Here is a 19,851-nt window from a genome sequence, read left to right on the forward strand (position 1 = left end):
ATTACTTGTGATATATATTGCTAAAAAGCTTTTTTATTAGATGTAAACCCAGTAATAGTAATGAATAAAGATTTGTATAAAAAGTATTTTAAAATTGGCACAGTATTTGCTTTGTATACTATAATGTAAAGGCAAAATAGAAAATAAATCATATAATAAGGATTCACTATGAAATTATTAGAAGATTTATTTTTTACAAATGATTGTTAAATAAATAACAATCAAAAATATCAACATAAAAAAAGGAGTGCATGGGATATGAAAGTTAGTAACGTTGACGAATTAAATTTAAGGTTACAGGAAATGAGAACAGCCCAAGAAAAATTTGCAGCTTATACGCAGGAACAAGTTGATGAAATCTTTAGGCAGGCAGCTATGGCAGCATTAGATGCAAGAATACCACTGGCAAAAATGACAGTAGAAGAGACGGGCATGGGACTTGTTGAAGATAAGGTTATAAAAAATCACTTTGCAGCTGAGTATATATACAATCAATATAAAGATGAGAAAACCTGTGGGGTAATAGAGACAGATGAATCCTATGGCATAACTAAAATAGCAGAGCCTATAGGTATTGTGGCAGCTGTAATACCAACAACTAATCCAACATCAACAGCAATATTTAAAACATTGATAGCACTAAAAACTAGAAATGCCATAATGTTATCTCCACATCCAAGAGCAAAAAACTCAACCATAGCAGCAGCTAAAATAATACTTGATGCGGCAGTTAAAGCTGGTGCACCAGAAGGAATAATAGGATGGATAGATGAACCGTCAATTGAACTTACACAGATATTGATGCAGGAAGCAGATATAACTTTAGCTACAGGTGGACCATCCATGGTTAAATCAGCTTATTCTTCGGGTAAGCCAGCAATAGGTGTTGGACCGGGAAATACTCCTATTATAATTGATGAAAGTGCACACATAAAGATGGCAGTAAGTTCAATAATTCTTTCAAAGACTTTTGATAACGGTGTCATATGTGCTTCAGAGCAGTCAGTAATAGTCTTGGATTCTATATACGATAAGGTTAGAAAAGAATTTGCAGAAAGAGGAGCCTATATAATTAAACCAGATGAAATGGATAAAGTAAGAAATACAATTTTTATAAATGGCAGCATAAATGCAAAAATAGTAGGACAGTCAGCTCCTAAAATAGCTGAAATGGCAGGAATAAAGGTACTAGAAACAGCAAGAATTCTTATAGGAGAGGTTACCTCTTTAACAGAAGAAGAAGCATTTGCTCATGAAAAATTGTCTACAGTTTTAGCTATGTACAGAGCAGAAAACTTTGAGGATGCCCTTGAAAAAGCTGTGACTCTTGTTAATCTGGGAGGACTTGGACACACTTCGGGAATCTATGCAGATGTTGTAAAGGCAAAAGATAGGATAGATAAATTCAGCAGTGCCATGAAAACTGTCAGGACATTTATAAATATACCTACAGCTCAAGGTGCAAGCGGAGACTTATATAATTTTAAAATAGCACCTTCTTTTACTTTAGGCTGCGGCTCCTGGGGAGGAAATTCAGTATCAGAAAATGTAGGGCCTAAACATCTCTTAAATATAAAAAGAGTAGCTGAGAGGAGAGAAAATATGCTTTGGTTTAGAGTGCCAGAAAAGGTTTACTTCAAGTTTGGATGCCTTCAATTTGCATTAAGAGAATTGAAGGACTTAAATAAAAAGAGAGCATTTATAGTAACGGACAAAGTTCTTTATGATTTAGGATATGCTGATACTATAACAAAAGTTCTTGAAGAGATAGGCGTTGATTTTAAAGTATTTACTGAAGTAGAACCAGATCCAACACTGGCTACAGCTAGAAAGGGAACTGAAGAAATGATGGACTTTAAACCGGATACCATAATATCTCTTGGTGGAGGGTCCGCCATGGATGCAGCTAAAATTATGTGGGTGCTGTATGAACATCCTGAAGTAAAATTTGAAGACCTTGCCATGAGATTTATGGATATAAGAAAGAGAATATATAATTTTCCAAAGCTTGGCGAAAAAGCTATGATGATTGCTGTAGCAACATCAGCAGGAACAGGTTCAGAAGTTACACCTTTTGCAGTAATAACAGATGAAAAGACAGGAGTTAAGTATCCTCTGGCAGACTATGAATTAACTCCGGACATGGCCATAGTAGATGCGGAGCTTATGATGAATATGCCAAAAGGATTAACAGCTGCCTCCGGTATAGATGCACTAATTCACGGTATAGAAGCCTATACATCAGTACTTGCATCAGAATATACCAATGGACTAGCACTGGAAGCTATAAGATTGATATTTAAATATTTACCTGAGGCATATTCAGAAGGTATTACTAATGAAAAGGCAAGAGAAAAAATGGCCCATGCATCAACTATAGCAGGAATGGCCTTTGCCAACGCTTTCCTTGGAGTATGTCATTCCATGGCACATAAATTAGGAGCAGAACACCATATAGCCCATGGAACTGCCAATGCACTGTTAATTGAAGAAGTCATAAGATTTAATGCAGTAGATAATCCAGTTAAGCAGGCAGCATTTCCACAATATAAATATCCAAATGCAAAATGGAGATACGGAAAGATTGCAGACTATCTTAAACTAGGAGGCAGCACAGATGAAGAAAAGGTTGAATTATTAATTAAGGCAATCCATGAATTAAAAGAAAAAGTAAATCTTCCAATGACAATTAAAGAGGCAGGAGTTTCAGAAAAGAAATTTTATGCTACGCTTGATAAGATGTGTGAGCTTGCTTTTGATGACCAGTGTACAGGAGCTAATCCTAGGTATCCATTAATAAGTGAAATTAAACAGATGTTTATTAATGCTTTTGATAAAGCTGAGATAGATACAGAAATAAAGTAAGCGCATAAAATATTTATGTAGTAACTTTAAAAGTAAACAATAAAAAAAATAGAGTTGTTAATGAAAAGAGAGTATGATTTTCATTGATGACTCTATTTTTTTATAAGGTTTTAGTTGCTTGCGGTATTTCACAAGCAACTAAAATGCTTTAATAAGATCATCACATATTTTCTTATTCTGTCTATTTAGGCTGTATCCATTAGGCTTACCGCCTTTAGGTTTTGACTTAAAATTAAGCGCTTGACTTTTATGAGATTATATGATATGTTTGAAAACATACAACTCATATCTATTTGATATGTTTTCGAACAGCAGAGAAGTAACGATGCGGCACATTTCTATTTTCTTTAACTTATAAGTGTGAGGAGTGATTGAATTGTCTACTAAACCCGATGTTGCAGATGATAAAAACAAGGAGATATCTGCGAATGCGGAAAATTCTATTCTAAATTATGATATAACCGCCATCCATTGTGCTGTTGCTTTTTCCATTAAAATGTCAGTACGTTCCATTGAAAAGTATATGCAGTCTTTAGAAAAACGGATATGCGAAGTGGATAGCGAGATGCAGGAATTGACATACATGCAGGATATCCTCAATGGGATTATGAGGATATCCAATAAATTGTTAGACGTTACACGAACAATCAATGAAATAACATACGATGAAGTAATCGACGTTCGCGAAATGTTTAGGGATGCTTTTGAAGAAATTCAAAAATCATACAATCGAAATTGTGAAATAAAATTGGTTTTAGATGTTGATCAGCAGCCTAGGTTTGGATATCCGCCATTAATAAAAAAAATAATTACAGATTATGTTTCTCGCAAACTGGAAACTATACATATGAACAAGTACAAGGAACTGCACATTGGGACGCCCCAAGAAGTAATCAACGGAGAAACAAATATTGAAATGGTATTTCGTATGGTTGCCGAAGCATCTTCTTCTTTATTTTTGGCTAATTTTCCAAGCTATCCGCAAGCTGAAGAGAAAAATATTTTGTCAGCTATCCACAGTGGCGCTTCATGCAGCCAGATTCCTTACCTATTTATGAGTTGTGCGCAAAACATATTAAATACAACAGACATAGACGATGCCAGTGCAAGTCGGTTGATACATCGTTTGTATGTCAATATTGTGGTGACCCTTTATACTCGTTATGTATGGCTTAAGCTTTATTTTAAGGAAGAAGATTGCGATTTAACAGTTGATCCCGGATTGACCCCTTTATTTTCAACAAAAGCTAACGAATGCTAACTATATTATAGATTTTCTTATAAACTCATTTGGACTTAAATAATTTAAGCTTCCATGAATTCTTTCTTCATTATAGAACTCTATATACTCATCAATAAGCATATACCCGTGAGTAAAGTTCCTAATCTCATTCCAACTAATGCACTCCTTAGAAAGTAAGGAATGAAAGGACTCTATATGTGCATTATAGTTAGGTGAGCTTGTTGGGATAAGCTCATGATATATATTATTTGTTTTGCAGAATTGTTCAAATTTTACAGATGTAAACTGGGGACCATTATCGCTTCTTAAAACTATATTTGAAGTAACATTATTCTCTATAAGTGCTCTTTTTACAGCTGTTTTTGCATCTTCTGTGGTAGCAGTTGGTGTAATTTCTCTACCAACTAATTTTCTAGAATAAACGTCAATAATATCAGTAAGCATTATAAACTGTCCATTTAAAGCTTTTACATACTTTATATCAATTTGCCATAATTTATTTATAGCTTTTACATCCATGCTCGTTAGATTTTGTCGAAGGTTATTATGGGGTCAGAGAGATTGTAGGTACGCTATAGACGTAGAGATGATATTTACTCAAACTTCTGAAAGGATTAAAGACAATGTAATACAGTTTGCTAATTATTTAAAAAGCAACGGAAAAGACGTAGTTATATACACGTATACAAGTTTTCTAAAAGAATATCTACAGAGTATTAATGATAGTTTTGAATTGTGGATAGCTGAATACGGGGTAAAAAAGCCTAATATTAGTGCTCAGTATATAGGTTTTCAATATAGTGAAAACGGAACTGTACTAGGAATAAATGGAAAAGTTGATTTGGATGAGTTTAGTGAATCAATTTTATTAGGTATAACAAGTAATTTTACTTTAAGCAGTTGTAATATTCAATCATCAAATCAATTTATAAATGGATATAATTCATATAGAGTTAAAAGTATGCAAACTCTTTTAAATGGGTTAGGATTAAAAGATACTGCGGATAATGTTCTAATTGTAGATGGTATTTTTGGAATACTAACGGAGCAAGCAGCAATGAAATTACCTATAGCACAAATTGTTGGATATCATAATGATGCGTATACAGATTGGTTAGAAATACAATTTAATCAAAAGCCAGATCATTTTTTTGAAATATCTATGGATAATATTATAAAGACATTTCAAAAATCTAAAAGATTGATTGTAGATGGTAAAGTTGGAATCGAAACATTAATGGAAATACTAAAACAACCATAGTTATAAATTAATTTTAATACATGGTTACAAATCATTTCTTAAACTCTTTTTTATATATGAATATAAAATAATTTAAGAAATGAGGTTATAAAAAATGGATCAAATGGTTTTACAAGTTCAACAGTGGTTAAATACTACTTATAGTAATAATACAAATTATACACTAGTACCTGAAGATGGAATAACAGGTGGAGGAACAGTAGCAGCTTTAATAACAGCTCTTCAAATTGAATTAAATATTTCACCAGCAGATGGAGTCTTTGGTCCGGCAACACAAGCTGCATGCCCAACCTTAGCTAGTGGTAGTACTGCCAAAAATGAAGTTTATATCCTTCAGGGAGCATTATACTGTAAAGGCTATAATCCCAATGGACTTGATGGTGGATATGGCAATGGTGTTGTAACTGCCATAAAGAAATTCCAATCGGATGCAGGATTAACAACGCAGGATGGGATTACAACTCCTATGATTTTTAAAGCATTGTTAAATACTGATGCATTTGTATTAATTTCTGGTGGAGATTCAAACATTAGAACTATACAACAAAATCTTAATCGCGATTATAACAGTATAATTGGGTTAATACCTTCTAATGGAGTATACTCAAAATCAACTAATGTAGCATTAATAAAAGCACTGCAACATGAAGAGGGAAATAGTGCAGATGGAATTTGGGGACCAGCTACACAGGCTGCATGTCCAACGATTCCTGGGAGTAAAGCTACCACAAAATTTATATTATTACTTCAGTATTCTTTATACTGCAATGGATATAATCCAAATGGTTTTGATGGTTTATATGGTAATGGGGTTAAAACAGCAGTAACAAATTTTCAAACTTTTGTAGGTTTAACAGCAGATGGTTATGCAGGACCTCAAGTATGGGCATCACTCTTAGTAAGTTATGGTGATCCAAACAGAAAAGGGACAGCATGTGATTGTTCAACAACTATAACATCTGAAAAAGCAGCAACCTTGAAAGCTAATGGGTATAAAGTAGTTGGAAGATATCTTACTGGAAAATTTAGAATGACATCATCTGAATTACAAACTATTTTTACAAATGGCCTTAGAGTTTTTCCAATATTTGAAACAGCAGGAACTAATACAGCTTATTTTACTGAATCTCAAGGAATAGCAGATGCCAACACAGCTATATTATCAGCAGGAAATTTAGGGTTTGACGCAGGAACAATAATATATTTTGCAGTTGATTATGATGCTATGGATTATGAAGTTACAAATAGCATTATTCCATATTTTCAATCAATTAAAGAAGAATTTAACAGATTAAGTTCTAATAAGTATAAAATTGGTATTTATGGGCCTAGAAATATTTGCAGTCGTGTTGCAGCAGCTGGATATTCTTATAGTAGTTTTGTTAGTGATATGTCTAGTGGATTTAGTGGAAATATTGGATATAAACTTCCAGTTGGTTGGGCATTCGATCAAATTTCTACTATTTCTATAGGAACAGGAACAGGTTTAATTGAAATTGATAATAATATCTGCTCAAATAAGGATATGGGTGTGGATCATGTAACAATTGCTAGTGGCGTGGATAACTGGGATGCTTTAATAGATGATTCAGACATAATTAAAAAGATAAATAATAGTGATTATTTATATGATCAAGCAGAAATTAATTTTAATAATGGTGTGTTGACATATGATCAAAAAACAACTATTCAAAATAGTGTTAGAAATGAAGCAGATATAGCAAGAGCTGATTATATTGTATCAAATCCATATTCTGATTATGCTTATGGTGTATTAGGAGGAAGTAAAGAATCTGGAAATCCGTTAAACAGAGAACTCTATAATACACAAAGTAGTTCTCAGTTGTCTGGTCTTGATGTAATTCTTATACAAAGAGTATTGGAGTTATATGGATATTTTGATATACCAGATGGTCAATTCTATGGAATATATGGTCCGGCTACTGAGGATGCAGTAACAAGTTATCAGGAGGATAATGGTATTACAGTGGACGGTAGAGTTGGAACAGTAGCAATGGCTACTTTATTTAGTGAATCAAATCAAGATCAACGAACACCTTACTGGCTTCAGTTATTAAATATGTGGAGAGGACAACATCACTTAGTTAGAGATCATGAAGCAGAGAAATTGCATGCTGATACAGAAGTCACAATACAAAAAGGATCTAAAAATGGAATAAATGTTGGTTATGCTGATATAGTTAAGATAGATACAAAACAAGTTTGGGAAGTCAAACCAGATAAAGAAAAGTACTATGGACCTAATGGAATTGGAACAAAACAATTAACTAGATATATAAATGCTAGTATGATAACTAATCAATTTGAAGGGCCACTTGTAGCAGGAGATACAGTACAAGAAGAATTTATTTATTATTCACCAGATGAATGTATTCATATTCGTGGAGGTGTAGGTCCATCTCCTGAAACAGGGCTTATATTATATGAAGTACGTCCGAATTCAGATCCTGGAGTTGTAGTAAGTCCAGCAATAGAAACAGAACCAGAAACTAGTATTGCTTTTCAAAACAATTTATCAATTAATTGGGGTGTAGTTGCAGGAGTTTGTTTAATTGGAACTGCTGTATTAGTAGCCGTTGCAATTAGTGGAGGAACAGCTTTAATTCCATTAGTATTGGCTCTTTAAAAGTATTGAAGATTTTTAATACCAGCATTTTTAGTGCTGGTATTATCCAATAAAGATAAAATAATGATAAGAAGTTTATTTTTTATAAATTATATTTAGATGTTATAATTTAATAAGTAAATTAAATTTAATTAATGAGGTGTAAATTATAATGGAGAAATTTAATTGCGTTGAGGCATCTAAATCAATATTTAAAAATCACATCACACCCAAACTTAAAAATGAAGGATTTAAAAAAACAGGAAATACATTTTATAGATTAAGAGAAGAATTTATTGATGTAGTTAATGTACAATTTGGTAGATCAAATTCAAAAGATTATGCATATTTTACTTATAATATTAAAGTAGTTATCCCTTCGTTTTTTGATAAAGTTGGTATTTATCGTGATAAAAAATTAGATTGTTGTATTGTAGATTATAGATTAGGAACTGTTATGGGAATTATTAATAATACATTTAAAACAGATTATTGGTATAAAATTGGATATCCTGGATATGGAAAAAGAGATCATGAAAAATTTTTTGTATTTAATGCTTTAGGTGGGCACATGGAAACAATAGCTAATCCAGATGAAAGAGCTAGAGGAAAATATTTAAATCTATTAGAAAATCGATATGATTGGATGAATATTGAACAGATTACAAATACAGTTCTTGAAGATATAGATAGTATTGTATTAAAATTTTTTAATATGATACAAGATGTGGACGATTTAGCAAAATTAATAAGTAATAGTAAAATTAAAATAGATATTCAACAATTTTTTCTCTCAGTATATTTAATAGAGAAAGGAAAAGTCGATCAGGGTATACAAGTTGCTAAAAGTATATGCAATAATAAGTTCCTTAAAGATAAAATTGATCAGTATTTATATGATAAAGGTATTCATAGTTATATAGAATAAATTATATTACTACATATAAATTGTAGTAATATATAGCATAAATTAAAACCTCCGATTTTACATCTTAACTTTTTATTATATTGAATTATTTACCATATATCCCGTTTCAAGTAGAATGATTCTATTATTTACATTGCTTTGATTTACATAATATAACAAACAACTTATGATAAGATAATTGCAAATAATTAATTTAGGAGGAATAATATATGAAAAAATTTAAATTTAGAATCACGAGTCTTATAATTGCACTGATAGCCTTGATTATACCTCAATCAGTTGTAATTGCTGCTCCAATTACTTCTTCGCAAAATACTTTAGTTGCTAGTGGTGCTCCGCAAAATACTTTGAGTGAATATCTTACTGCTTTACAATCCTTAAATTATGATAAGGCTTTGTCTCTTTATACTGATTCCAGAGCTGCAAATGATGCTACAAAATCAACAATTCTTAAACAAGTTCTAAGTGATCCAAATAATCAAATAAAATCGTTTAATATATTGGATACAACGATAGAACAATCAGATTCTTTAATATTACTTGCTACAATAGAATTTAAAAATGGACAAGTTAGTCAGATACCTTTTAAACTTCAAAATTCTAATGAAAGTTGGTTGGTAAAAATAGGTTCTGATTTGCCATTACCAAGTGAATACAAATTACTAAAACAAGGCACTGAAATAAAAAATACTGAAATAACACCTAATTCAACTTATACTACAAGCAGTCAAAGAGCTACATTTAACTTTCTTTTAAGTAGTGTAGATCCATATGGTCCTGATCAGCAATATTCATCAAATTTTAGTGCGAGCGGAAGTGTTATGGTTAATTTTAGACAATGGCAAGATTATGGCACTGCTAATATAGAATATGCAATAGTAAAATGGGGATTATTTTCTGATACAGTTTATTCATCCGGAAGCGTATATGAAAATAATGAGGGCTACGGTGATCAAATATATTTATCAGTCCCAAGTGTAAGTGGCGTATGCCTTAGAGTAAAACACTTAAATCCACAATATACAGCACATAGTTATGGAGAAGTATATAATTAATAAAATAATAAGAATGAGTTGTTTTTTCAAATAACTCATTCTTATTATTTTAAAAAGAAATATTGATTTTAATATACATATTATACTAATTCTAATTTACTATTTTCTTTATATTTTTAGATTTTATAAGAATTTTGTGTATACTGTATCCAATTATACAACCTAACAATTGAATTATTGCAAAATCTATATTGGCTCGTCCAATTCCAATTATAAATTTAATAGCTTGTATAGATAAAATAACTATAATATATAGTTTAAGATTATTTCTAAATATATTGGATTTAACATTAATTAATGGAATTAATATTCCTATTGGTATAAATGCAAGAAATGATAGTGGAATAATAAGTGTGTTTATATTAGTCCCATAGTAAAATATAGACTTTAATATCGGAATTAATGTAGCCAAAGGTATTATATTTATAATGCTAAATCTATAATATGGCATTTCAAACTGTGCCACACGAATTAAAAATGCAAAGAAAGGAAACAAATATAAACAAAGAATTACAATTGATATTTGTTTCTTATTACTTATATCAGAAGATACTCCACTATTGAACATTTCTGTAATGTTATTCTCATTACCAAAATCGTTTAATGCTAGTTCAGTAGCTTTTTCATCATTACAACCTTTGTCTATATATTCTTTTTTTAATGAACTTATATGATCTTTAAATTGAATTTTTAATTCTTCACTTTCCTTTCTATCTAAATTTAGGCTTTTCAATATATTTTTTATATAGGCATCTTCTTTATTCATATGCATCCTCCTTTGAATTAGTATATAAGTTTATTTCTTGAATTAAATTGTTAACAATATTCCAATTATCCAATTTATTTTTTAATTCGATTTTTCCTTTCTCTGTAGTTTTATAATATTTTCTATTTTTCACCCCCCAATATGAATCTAAATACTTTTTTTCTTCAAGTCTTTTAAGTGCTGGATATAAAGTGCCTTCTCCTATTTCTAAAGAGTTATTAGCCAATTTTTTTATTTGTTTTGCAATGGCATAACCATACATAGAATTAGGTGATAATAATAACAGAAGAATTATATCTAAGGATCCTTTTAATATCTCTTTATCCATAAAATCACCTACCTTTATATGATATATATTACTTATATTGTATCATGTAATACCTTGATATACAAGGTATTTATTTAAACAATATAATAAATTAAACAAAAACATTTAATAATAAAAATTAAGATCAGCTGTTTAAATTATCAAGATTCAATTCCACACAATCTATATTGTGTTAAATTGGACAAAGAAGCGTGAAGTCTTATGAAATAAGGCTTTGCGCTTCTTTGTCCTTTTTAAAAAGGCAAATTTGCAAAAATAAATTCAACATATTATAATAAAGACATATATTATGTTGAATTAAATAAACACCAGGGATCACCCTAAAATACTGACTTTACAAAAAATATAATTGGTAATAAACGGTAAAAACCCCCGCCCTTTAAAAACAAAAAAAGAGTTAAATTATGGAAAGAGTTGAACCCATAAGATTCAGAAAAAAAGATTAATGATCTGAAAAAGTACCTTCTTGGATCAGGGAGCATGAGAAATTATGCTTTAATTGTACTTGGACTTAATACAGTTCTAAGAATTTCAGATATACTTTTGCTGACCTGGAATGATGTATATGATTTTGAAGAAAAGACTTTCAAAACACACGTATACATAAAGGAAAAAAAGACCGGCAAAGATAAAAAATTTTTGCTTAATAAAAATGCTACAGAGGGGCTTTTGAAGCATAAAAGGAAACTTGGACATATTATCGGTCATTGCAGCAGTCATCACAGGATCGCCAAATATTTCACCCCACCTGTCAAAAGAAAGATTAGTTGTAATTATTGTGGATTTTTGGCCTGCTCTTAAAGAGATATTAGTAAACAGGAGCTCCGCCCCCTCTTTGTCAGAAGATATATATCCAAATTCATCTAATATAACTAAATCATATTTAGAAAGTTTATTTTGATATCCTCTTAAACTTTTAGTAGATTTTAATTCTTTTAATTGTGTAATAAAAAGAGGTACAGTTGTAAATAATACTTTATATCCTTCTAAACATGCCTTTATTCCTAATGCGATAGCAATGTGTGTTTTCCCTGTTCCACAGTTTCCAGAAAGAATTACGTTCTGCCCGTCCTTTATGAATTTTAAGCCGCTAAGGTGCTTTAACTTCAATTGAGCGTCAGCTGGTAAATCTTCAATGGATAAATCTTCTAAATATTTTTTGTAAGGGAAACTGGCTGTTCTAATTCTGCTTTGAGTCAAATTGTACTTTCTTATGTCACATTTCTTTTGAAGAAGTCCATATAGGAATTCCTCATAACTAAGGTTATTAGTGTTAGCATCTTCAATTGATTGTTCAATATCACTTTTTATAACTCCCAGCTTCATTATTTCAGCATATGTTTTTATATCACTGATAAATGAATTCTTAGCATCCATAAAATCACTCCCTTGAATGTTTTTTTGAAGCACAATATATATGGTTAAAAAAGATATTTTCAAGTAGTAGATTAAAATTAAGTACTTACTTAGCTCTAAGTATTTTCCTTATCTGTTCATAAATATCTTGTTCCGTATATTCATAAACATATCCTTCTTTTGTTGGTTCTGGCTCTTTGCCAAACTTCTCAAGAATAAGAATTTCCATATCTTTCGATATATTTAAAAATGAATGTTCTCTTAAGTCATTTATATATTTTTTAGTAACAATCATACTTTTCTCCTTATACACATATAATTTTGTAGACTCCATCCTAACGGATTTTAAGATACCCAAAACAAAATAAACATCTTTTACTGTTTTAGAAGACTGTTAAATTCATTTAAAATATTAAGTGAATTATTCATAATTTCATCATCATTATCTTCTAGATATATGATTTTAGGATCGTCCTTCCTAGAACAGATAAATTCAATTTTATCAATACTTATATTAGTTGGGCATACTTCCTGTAGATTTTTGATGGCATTATTAACAGTTACAAGACCATAGTTACCAACTAATTCAATAAGTTTCACAAAATCTCGCTCATTACTGTTAAAATATTTAGAATAAATCTCTTTTAGCATATTATCCATTTGATTAAAAGCTGTACTATTAATCAGTGCCTTCGGCTTTCTAAAAAGCGTTTTAGCATAATGCATAATATCTATATGCCACAGGTTCATACCATAAACTTTATCGTGTGCAGCTATTTCTTTTTTATTATAAAAAACTAAAATTTTAGTGGTATATATCTTACATCGTACCATTGTGCCTACATAATCATCTGGTACAGAGTAATAACAGGAATCTACCATAATCGTTGAATATTTATTTACTCTTAGATCTGAAATAGAAGCTGTTTCATATAGAGGCATATCCGGTAATAAGTACTCTCGTTCATCATCTAATAGTTGAAACGGTGACTTATTTGAATTAGATAAGGTTCTTGAATTTAATTTATTTAGCACTTCATCAAGATAAGCGTTAGCTTCATTTAATGATATAAATGTATGCTCTCTTGAAAATGCTTTCCTTCGTATAAATTCTACACTTCTCTCTACATGCCCTTTTTCATTACCACTGTAAGCATTGCAAAATCTAAATCTGAATTTATAATATAGCGACAGCTTTAGAAGAGCATCTGTTGGTTCTTTTTCTGTATGCCCTACAAACTTACCTACGGCAACTCTAGTATTATCATAAACAACTGTTCTGTGGTTACCTTTAATATGTTTAAAGAATGAAGCATGGGCTTCTAAAAAGCATCCTGTATTCTGTTTTGGAAATAATCTAGCCCATCTATAATTGCTGTAAGCTGCCGTAAATACTGCCAATTGAAATTCCTTTATAGTGCCATCATTCATTTGTAATTTCACTACTCCAAAATCAAATTCTACTATATCTCCTGGAGAGTATTCCTGACGTATATACGCTTCGCGTTTTTTCCTTTCTATGCTGTTTACAGCATTTACCACAGATGGATAGCTGATATTATAGCCTTCTTCAAGCAAAACCTCATACATATCAATTTTTTTCTTCTGCTGTTTAGATAATCCACTTAATCGTTTCTGTTCATTCTCTCTTAAAAATTGTTTAAGCCTTTCTATAACCTCATCGGTTAAAGCCTTTTTAACTCTTGGAGATGAAATATATTTAGGTTTAGATGTTATATCATTAATAATATTAATTTTGTCTATTTCACCTAAGTCATCATTTACTTCAATAAGCTTATTTTCGTAGTCTCTAACATATTTTCTTATGGTCTCTCTACATATTCCTGTTTCTTTACTTATTTGTCTTTGAGATTTACCTTCTCTAATATGTTTTAATATAATATCCTGTTTTTGATTCAAATCTATCACCCTCTGCACTTCCTCTTATACAAAATATTATTACCTAAATATTGTTTGTATAAAAGGTTTGGAAAATACTAGTGGACAGATTTTTAATTATTATTTGGCACAGTTATAGTTTATACAATACAATTATTACATAGTAATTTTATATAAATAAATTGAAATTTAAGTAAGCGTAATGTAAAATTCCAAATTTAAATTTTCGTTAAACGTTATCACAGCCTTATTATATTTTTGTTACCTAAAAGATTAAATAGTATAATGATAGATAAATATGGTAAAATGTTAGATAATGAGAGTGCAAATATTTATGGATTGATCTCATTAAATTAAAAGCAAAATATTAAAAAGAGATTATAAAAAAAATTCTCAATTAAAATAAGGGGGTGGAAGGTTGAAAAAGTTTTTATTGTGCTTTTGCGTACTAGTACTTACATTTTCTATTCATTCACTGAAGGTTTTAGCTGCAGATGGAATATCTTTGTCACAATTCAATGTAGAAACCACTTTGAAAGAAGATGGTTCTATTGATATGGAAGAATTACTAACCTACAATTTCAAAGATAAATATAATGGAGCTTACAGAGAAATATCTACCAAAAATACTGATGGAATATACAATATTAAAGTATGGTTTCTATCTAAAGATGGAGAAGAAATACCCTTAAGAGAAGTAAGCAATGCAAAAAATGGGGACAATAATGTATTTGAAGTATTGAAAGAGAATTCAACTCTTTACAGGATTAAAATTTACTCTCCTTCAAATAACGAGGAAAAGACTTTTAAAATAACCTATACCATGAAGAATGTGGCAGTAAAATACAAGGATACAGGTGAGTTTTTCTATACCTATTGGTCAGATTACAATGAAACAGAAATAGATAATTTTAAAATACACATTAATATTGCAAGTAATACGGAAAATGAAAATATTAAAGCTTATTATCATGGTATTTCAGCGGGTAATATGTCAATTGAAAATGGAAGTGTGTATTACACTTTTCCACATGTTAATTCAAAAGAACTTGTAGAAACAAGAGTACTTTTTCCAGCTGAATTAATCTCACTGTCTACAAATACAAGAGATGAAAATGGACTAAATAGAATTTTAGGTGAAGAAGCAGATTATAGAGAAGAACAGCAGCAAAAAATTGCAAAGGCTGCTCTTATGAAAAAGGTATTTGATTATATAGATATAATTTTAGGTGCGATTTCAATTATAGCAATGCTTATTATATGGAGAGGTTTTAAGAACAATTCTCAGGAGGTATACAGTATTTATTCTCCGCCGGAAATTCCTGAGGAATGTACTCCAGCAGTAGCAGCTTATCTGGTAAATAGAATTGCAAATGGAAGGACTATATATGCCACAATACTGGATTTATGGAGAAAAGGATATTTAAATATTGAAAAAATAGATACTGAGAATAGTAAAGATAAGTCCAATTTTCTACTAAAAAAAATAAAAAGGCTGGATAAATCACTATTAAAGCATGAAAAATACTTTATGGATTGGATATTTAAAACACTAGGAGATGGAAACAGTGTCAGTACAGCACAGGTGAAAAAATCTTCTTTTTATTATGCCTTTCAAGAGTGGGTAAAGCTTATAAGAGAAGAAATTAAGGCAAGAAATTATTATGATAAAAAAGCTACCAGTAAGGGAATTGCTTTGATTATAGCTGCAAGTGTATTTATAGTGATTTCAATTATATCTCTTGTTTTTCATGCTTATTTTGGAGCTTTTAGCTTGACTATTTCAGTTTTTATGCTGATTTATGGAATTGCCTGTTGTGTTAAAAAAACTCCCTATGGACAGAGTAAATATAATGATTGGATAAAATTTAAAAAATATATTAAAGATGTAGATTTTAACTACAATGATAATATGAATAGAGATTATGTAGAAAAATATATTCCCTATGCTGAAGCTTTAAATATGAATAAGAATAGCATGATAAAACTCAAAAATGTATTTGATAATCCTTCACAGGATATGGGATGGATATACTACTATCTGCTCTTTGACAATATAAATTTAAAGAGAAATGAACAGTTCAACTACTATATATACAATTCCTTTGGAACTGGTTCTTACGGAAGTTCAGATGCTTCCTCAGGAGGCGGCGGTAGCAGTGCCGGTGGCGGTGGTGCTGGCGGTTTTTAATAATAGAAACCCCAGGGGTGTAGAATATAGATTGAATGGAAAAAATTAGACCATAGGGGTATGATTTTTTCCATTTCTATACTCTGTGGGAGTACAATTTTTTAATTTTTTAAAGGTCTTTGAAAACAAAAGAGCATCTTTATATCCTACTGAACGTGCAATATCACTGATCCTAAGTGTTGAATTTTCTAAAAGAGAAGAGGCTTTTTCCATTCTTAAATCCAATAAAAATTTTTGCGGAGATTTATTAATATACTTTTTAAATAATCTATGTAAATATGAGCGATCAATGGAAATGTATTTTGATATTTCATTTATTGTTATATTATCAGAGTAATTTTGTTCTATAAACATAAGGGCATCTTCTATATATTTCTGTTGGTTTTGTGTATTGTTAATTTCATTATTTGGATAAATTTCACAAAGTAAGTATAAGAATTTATACAGTTTAGAAATTAATAATAAATCTTTATTTAAAGTCATTTTTGATGAAGTAATAATAGAATTCATACAATTCCATAGTTTTTTATCTTCATCAAAGCTGAAAATTGGATTATCAATAGATAATTTTGTTCTATATTAGGAATTTAAAAATTTTTTGTATAAAAATATTGCCCGGCAGGGCTTGAAAAATCTAATGTTAGAAGTTTGAGGAAAATATTACAAGTAATATTTTGGAATAGGATTTTTGATATAATTATTAGCAAATTTAGTGATTGGTGATGATTATGCAAGGTGTTATAAAACAAATATTTGTGGATAATTGGGAAAAATTCAGTGAGATATATAAAGGGAAAATTAGAGCTAACATAAGTAGAGAAGTTGATAAGATGATTAATTGTAAATCCTTAGATAATGGATTTATTGAGTTTAAGTGTGAAAATTGTGGTCATATAAAAAGAGTTGGATTTAGCTGTAAAAGTAGATTTTGTACCTCATGTGGTAAGAAAAAATCTGAAGAATGGTCTGATGAAATGGTGGCAAGACTTATTAACTCAAAGCATAGACATATGGTATTTACAATTCCACAGGAACTTAGAATATATTTTGCTAGGGATAGAAAACTATTATCATTATTACCTAAATGTTCAGCAAAAGCAATTATGAGCTGGTTTAGAGATTTAAATAAAAAAGAATGTTTTACACCAGGAATAATCTCAGTAATTCATACTTTTGGAAGAGACTTAAAATGGAATCCACATGTCCACTTAATTGTCACCGAAGGTGGTGCTGGAGAAATTACAATTTGGAGGAATACAAAACATATAAATTATACAGCACTAAGGAAAAGATGGCAAAAAATATTGTTAGACGAAATAGGAATTAATCTTAAAAGTGGAAAAAAAGAATTTTTAAAAAATTAAAAAATAAGCTATATAAAAGGTTAGAGAATGGATTTTATGTATATGGAAAAGGTGAAATAAAAACAGCAAAGCAAGCAGGAAAGTATGTTGGAAGATATACAGCAAGACCAGCTATCGCTGAATCAAGAATAATAAAGTATGATGGTAAAAAAGTAACTTTTCGTTATGAAAGACATGAAGATGGTGAAGAAGTTGTAGAGGAAATAGATGTTATTGATTTTATAGGTAGAGTAATAAGACACATACCAGAAAAGAATTTTAAGATGATAAGATATTATGGAATATATGCTAAAAACACAAGACATAAAAATAAATTTTTTAAGTTGGTAAATGAAAAAGTTGCTGAGTTCAAAAGAAAAATTAATAATTGGCAAACAAGAATACTTCTTACATTTGGAGTGAATCCATTAAAATGTGAAAAGTGTGGAATACAGATGAAATTTCATGATATATACTATAAAAATGTAAGTGTAAGAGAAAAATTTAAAGAGAAAATAATAGGTGAAAACAAAAGAAAAATTGAAGAGATAATGTACAATTATGGTGTGATTAAGGGGATAATTCGTGATAAAATAGAGCCATTATATGTATAAAGGAAGGTAGTTATTATGGCTAAAAAGAATAAAAAAATAAAAGATAAACAAAGGGCAAAATATAAAGCTAAATTGAAAGAAAATTTAATTGAAGAAGACGGAGTCTTATATATATGTACAGAATGTGGAGTGGAAGAATATATACCAAGGGATGTAGTTGAGATGTTTGATGAAATAGATGATGAAAATGTAATTGAACCTCCTACATTTAGTTGCGAGAAATGCGGAGCTATAATGAGACCAAGAAAATATGACGGAGTTCATGGTATAACTTATGAGTATTAAAATGCGGAGCATCAATATGCTTCGCAAAGGTTTTAGCTTTATAAAAATATTATGAAATAGATATGCTAAGAAATGGGTCTAATTAAAGGGCTTCGCCCAAAAGAAGTTGAGCGAAGCGAAATAACGCGGCTGTGGCCGCTTTTTTATTATTATCAGGGTATATTCTAGGCGGTCCAGTTGGAATTGGTACTTTAAGTTTTATATGTATTGTAGGTCCATGTATAATGCCATTTATAAAATTTAATGAAAAAATATTTAAGCTATATAATTACGGATTTAATTAAGTAAATTTCATATTGTATAAGCGTTGAATTTACATTATCAGAATCAAAACAGATATTGCTTATGGGAAGTTCTGGAGAAACTTCTCTAAGCTCTTCTAATGTAACAATTCCTGAAATACTATCATGTTGTTTTACTTGAGTGTAACGAAATGATGATGGGAGATTAGACTTAGTAATTGCATCATGAGTAGATATTGTATACAGAGTATGTCCATAGAACCAAGTATTAAGATCGCTGTCCCATCCCCAGCAACAGAGAGTTTTTCAGTAGAAACCAAGCCTAATTGAATAGATGGAATTATAGCAATAAGAGGGAAAACGTAGTAAGAACCCAGAGGAGGAAATGAATTAGGAGAAAAACCTATTAGCATAGCTAAAAGATAATCAGAAAATAAAGTATTTACACAGTTTTTAAGACTGGTTTCGCCCATATCAAGCATGAGAATAATGGAACGAAAAATTTCAGATTGATTTAATGCAGGCCTGCCAGTTTTAGAGTAGTATGGTTCTAAAACAGATTTTAGTGGATCAAGATTAAGTGAAGTAAGTTTTTTTATTGAATTAGAATAAAAATCAAGTTTTTTACGCAAAGAAGCATTTAAAGTTGCAGCGGAATTAGAAAGAAAGTCAATATATTCCTTATGTGAAGTACCTCCTGAAAAATGTATTTTTTATAAAGAGATTTTTCGCAAATTTCTATTAACTTGTCAAGTGTTTTATACAAAAAATTATAAAGTATGCATAAATTTTGTAGGAAACTACAAGGAATATTAAAATAAAAAACGAGTAAACTCGGACATTGTAGAG

General features: G+C 30.2%; 16 protein-coding genes and 2 pseudogenes. 10 read left to right on the top strand and 8 right to left on the bottom strand.

Features of this window, described 5'->3' with window-relative positions:
- Window positions 1-258: 258 nt before the first annotated feature.
- Window positions 259-2,865 carry a bifunctional acetaldehyde-CoA/alcohol dehydrogenase gene (gene adhE / locus CLPA_RS02750; RefSeq protein WP_004455278.1) on the top strand — a complete coding sequence of 869 codons (2,607 nt, stop codon included), beginning with the start codon at window positions 259-261 and terminating at the stop codon, window positions 2,863-2,865.
- Between the two features lie 376 nt (window positions 2,866-3,241).
- Window positions 3,242-4,126 carry a hypothetical protein gene (locus CLPA_RS02755; protein WP_004455280.1) on the top strand — a complete coding sequence of 295 codons (885 nt, stop codon included), beginning with the start codon at window positions 3,242-3,244 and terminating at the stop codon, window positions 4,124-4,126.
- Here the strand turns inward: CLPA_RS02755 and CLPA_RS02760 are convergent, their stop codons facing one another.
- Entirely contained in the window at window positions 4,127-4,627 is a 501-nt protein-coding gene (locus CLPA_RS02760) for a DDE-type integrase/transposase/recombinase (RefSeq protein ID WP_004455282.1), read from the bottom strand.
- Between CLPA_RS02760 and CLPA_RS02765 the strand changes: the two genes are divergently transcribed.
- The 4 genes from CLPA_RS02765 to CLPA_RS02780 all read left to right on the top strand — a co-directional run bounded on the left by CLPA_RS02765 (window position 4,626) and on the right by CLPA_RS02780 (window position 9,978).
- Window positions 4,626-5,369 carry a GH25 family lysozyme gene (locus tag CLPA_RS02765; RefSeq protein WP_034845862.1) on the top strand — a complete coding sequence of 248 codons (744 nt, stop codon included), beginning with the start codon at window positions 4,626-4,628 and terminating at the stop codon, window positions 5,367-5,369. The genes CLPA_RS02760 and CLPA_RS02765 overlap by 2 nt on opposite strands.
- A 94-nt stretch (window positions 5,370-5,463) precedes the next feature.
- The gene (locus CLPA_RS21040) at window positions 5,464-8,016 is read left to right on the top strand and encodes a peptidoglycan-binding protein (RefSeq protein ID WP_004455287.1); all 2,553 of its coding nucleotides are present in this window, start codon (window positions 5,464-5,466) and stop codon (window positions 8,014-8,016) included.
- 151 nt (window positions 8,017-8,167) lie between these two features.
- Window positions 8,168-8,923 (top strand): DUF4304 domain-containing protein, encoded by a 756-nt coding sequence (locus CLPA_RS02775; protein ID WP_004455289.1) that lies wholly within the window; start codon window positions 8,168-8,170, stop codon window positions 8,921-8,923.
- Window positions 8,924-9,132: 209 nt separating this feature from the next.
- Window positions 9,133-9,978, top strand: a complete 846-nt coding sequence (locus CLPA_RS02780) for a hypothetical protein (protein WP_004455291.1) — start codon at window positions 9,133-9,135, stop codon at window positions 9,976-9,978.
- A gap of 91 nt (window positions 9,979-10,069) precedes the next feature.
- Here the strand turns inward: CLPA_RS02780 and CLPA_RS02785 are convergent, their stop codons facing one another.
- Complete coding sequence (locus CLPA_RS02785; protein WP_004455292.1) at window positions 10,070-10,744, bottom strand: hypothetical protein; 675 nt, start codon at window positions 10,742-10,744, stop codon at window positions 10,070-10,072.
- The gene (locus tag CLPA_RS02790; RefSeq protein ID WP_004455293.1) at window positions 10,737-11,072 is read right to left on the bottom strand and encodes a PadR family transcriptional regulator; all 336 of its coding nucleotides are present in this window, start codon (window positions 11,070-11,072) and stop codon (window positions 10,737-10,739) included. Before CLPA_RS02790 ends, CLPA_RS02785 begins: the two co-directional genes overlap by 8 nt.
- A 480-nt stretch (window positions 11,073-11,552) precedes the next feature.
- Between CLPA_RS02790 and CLPA_RS21530 the strand changes: the two genes are divergently transcribed.
- Window positions 11,553-11,873 carry a tyrosine-type recombinase/integrase gene (locus CLPA_RS21530; RefSeq protein WP_004455294.1) on the top strand — a complete coding sequence of 107 codons (321 nt, stop codon included), beginning with the start codon at window positions 11,553-11,555 and terminating at the stop codon, window positions 11,871-11,873.
- Here CLPA_RS21530 and CLPA_RS02795 read toward each other — a convergent pair.
- The 3 genes and pseudogenes from CLPA_RS02795 to istA all read right to left on the bottom strand — a co-directional run.
- Window positions 11,784-12,449 (bottom strand): annotated as a pseudogene (locus CLPA_RS02795) (ATP-binding protein); the annotation flags it as partial. The gene CLPA_RS21530 and the pseudogene CLPA_RS02795 sit on opposite strands and share 90 nt — an antisense overlap.
- 85 nt (window positions 12,450-12,534) lie before the next feature.
- Window positions 12,535-12,723: a hypothetical protein gene (locus CLPA_RS02800; RefSeq protein WP_034830274.1), complete on the bottom strand. Its 189-nt coding sequence runs from the start codon at window positions 12,721-12,723 to the stop codon at window positions 12,535-12,537.
- A gap of 80 nt (window positions 12,724-12,803) precedes the next feature.
- Window positions 12,804-14,357, bottom strand: coding sequence for an IS21 family transposase (gene istA / locus CLPA_RS02805; protein ID WP_004455297.1), 1,554 nt, complete (start codon window positions 14,355-14,357; stop codon window positions 12,804-12,806).
- Window positions 14,358-14,745: 388 nt separating this feature from the next.
- On the opposite strand from istA, the gene CLPA_RS02810 reads away from it, so the two are divergent.
- The gene (locus CLPA_RS02810) at window positions 14,746-16,518 is read left to right on the top strand and encodes a DUF2207 domain-containing protein (protein WP_004455299.1); all 1,773 of its coding nucleotides are present in this window, start codon (window positions 14,746-14,748) and stop codon (window positions 16,516-16,518) included.
- 45 nt (window positions 16,519-16,563) lie between these two features.
- Here the strand turns inward: CLPA_RS02810 and CLPA_RS02815 are convergent, their stop codons facing one another.
- A complete protein-coding gene (locus CLPA_RS02815) occupies window positions 16,564-17,028 on the bottom strand; it encodes a helix-turn-helix domain-containing protein (RefSeq protein ID WP_004455301.1) in 465 nt (154 codons plus the stop codon).
- Window positions 17,029-17,246: 218 nt separating this feature from the next.
- Here CLPA_RS02815 and CLPA_RS22060 point away from each other — a divergent pair.
- Window positions 17,247-18,475: pseudogene (locus CLPA_RS22060) on the top strand (IS91 family transposase).
- A 15-nt stretch (window positions 18,476-18,490) separates the two neighbouring features.
- Window positions 18,491-18,760 carry an SIR2 family protein gene (locus CLPA_RS02825; protein ID WP_003444843.1) on the top strand — a complete coding sequence of 90 codons (270 nt, stop codon included), beginning with the start codon at window positions 18,491-18,493 and terminating at the stop codon, window positions 18,758-18,760.
- A gap of 415 nt (window positions 18,761-19,175) precedes the next feature.
- Here CLPA_RS02825 and CLPA_RS21045 read toward each other — a convergent pair whose 3' ends face one another.
- Window positions 19,176-19,634, bottom strand: coding sequence for a hypothetical protein (locus CLPA_RS21045; protein WP_004455303.1), 459 nt, complete (start codon window positions 19,632-19,634; stop codon window positions 19,176-19,178).
- Window positions 19,635-19,851: the final 217 nt, after the last annotated feature.

Source organism: Clostridium pasteurianum DSM 525 = ATCC 6013, from assembly GCF_000807255.1.
Taxonomy (GTDB): Bacteria; Bacillota; Clostridia; order Clostridiales; family Clostridiaceae; genus Clostridium_I; species Clostridium_I pasteurianum.

Coding starts and splice junctions, on each gene's coding strand:
- CLPA_RS02785 (WP_004455292.1), bottom strand. CDS start 10,744: ATGAATAAAGAAGATGCCTATATAAAAAATATATTGAAAAGCCTAAAT.
- CLPA_RS02780 (WP_004455291.1), top strand. CDS start 9,133: ATGAAAAAATTTAAATTTAGAATCACGAGTCTTATAATTGCACTGATA.
- CLPA_RS02760 (WP_004455282.1), bottom strand. CDS start 4,627: ATGGATGTAAAAGCTATAAATAAATTATGGCAAATTGATATAAAGTAT.
- CLPA_RS02790 (WP_004455293.1), bottom strand. CDS start 11,072: ATGGATAAAGAGATATTAAAAGGATCCTTAGATATAATTCTTCTGTTA.
- CLPA_RS21530 (WP_004455294.1), top strand. CDS start 11,553: ATGAGAAATTATGCTTTAATTGTACTTGGACTTAATACAGTTCTAAGA.
- CLPA_RS02825 (WP_003444843.1), top strand. CDS start 18,491: ATGGCTAAAAAGAATAAAAAAATAAAAGATAAACAAAGGGCAAAATAT.
- adhE (WP_004455278.1), top strand. CDS start 259: ATGAAAGTTAGTAACGTTGACGAATTAAATTTAAGGTTACAGGAAATG.
- CLPA_RS02815 (WP_004455301.1), bottom strand. CDS start 17,028: ATGAATTCTATTATTACTTCATCAAAAATGACTTTAAATAAAGATTTA.
- CLPA_RS02775 (WP_004455289.1), top strand. CDS start 8,168: ATGGAGAAATTTAATTGCGTTGAGGCATCTAAATCAATATTTAAAAAT.
- CLPA_RS02765 (WP_034845862.1), top strand. CDS start 4,626: ATGCTCGTTAGATTTTGTCGAAGGTTATTATGGGGTCAGAGAGATTGT.
- CLPA_RS21040 (WP_004455287.1), top strand. CDS start 5,464: ATGGATCAAATGGTTTTACAAGTTCAACAGTGGTTAAATACTACTTAT.
- CLPA_RS02800 (WP_034830274.1), bottom strand. CDS start 12,723: ATGATTGTTACTAAAAAATATATAAATGACTTAAGAGAACATTCATTT.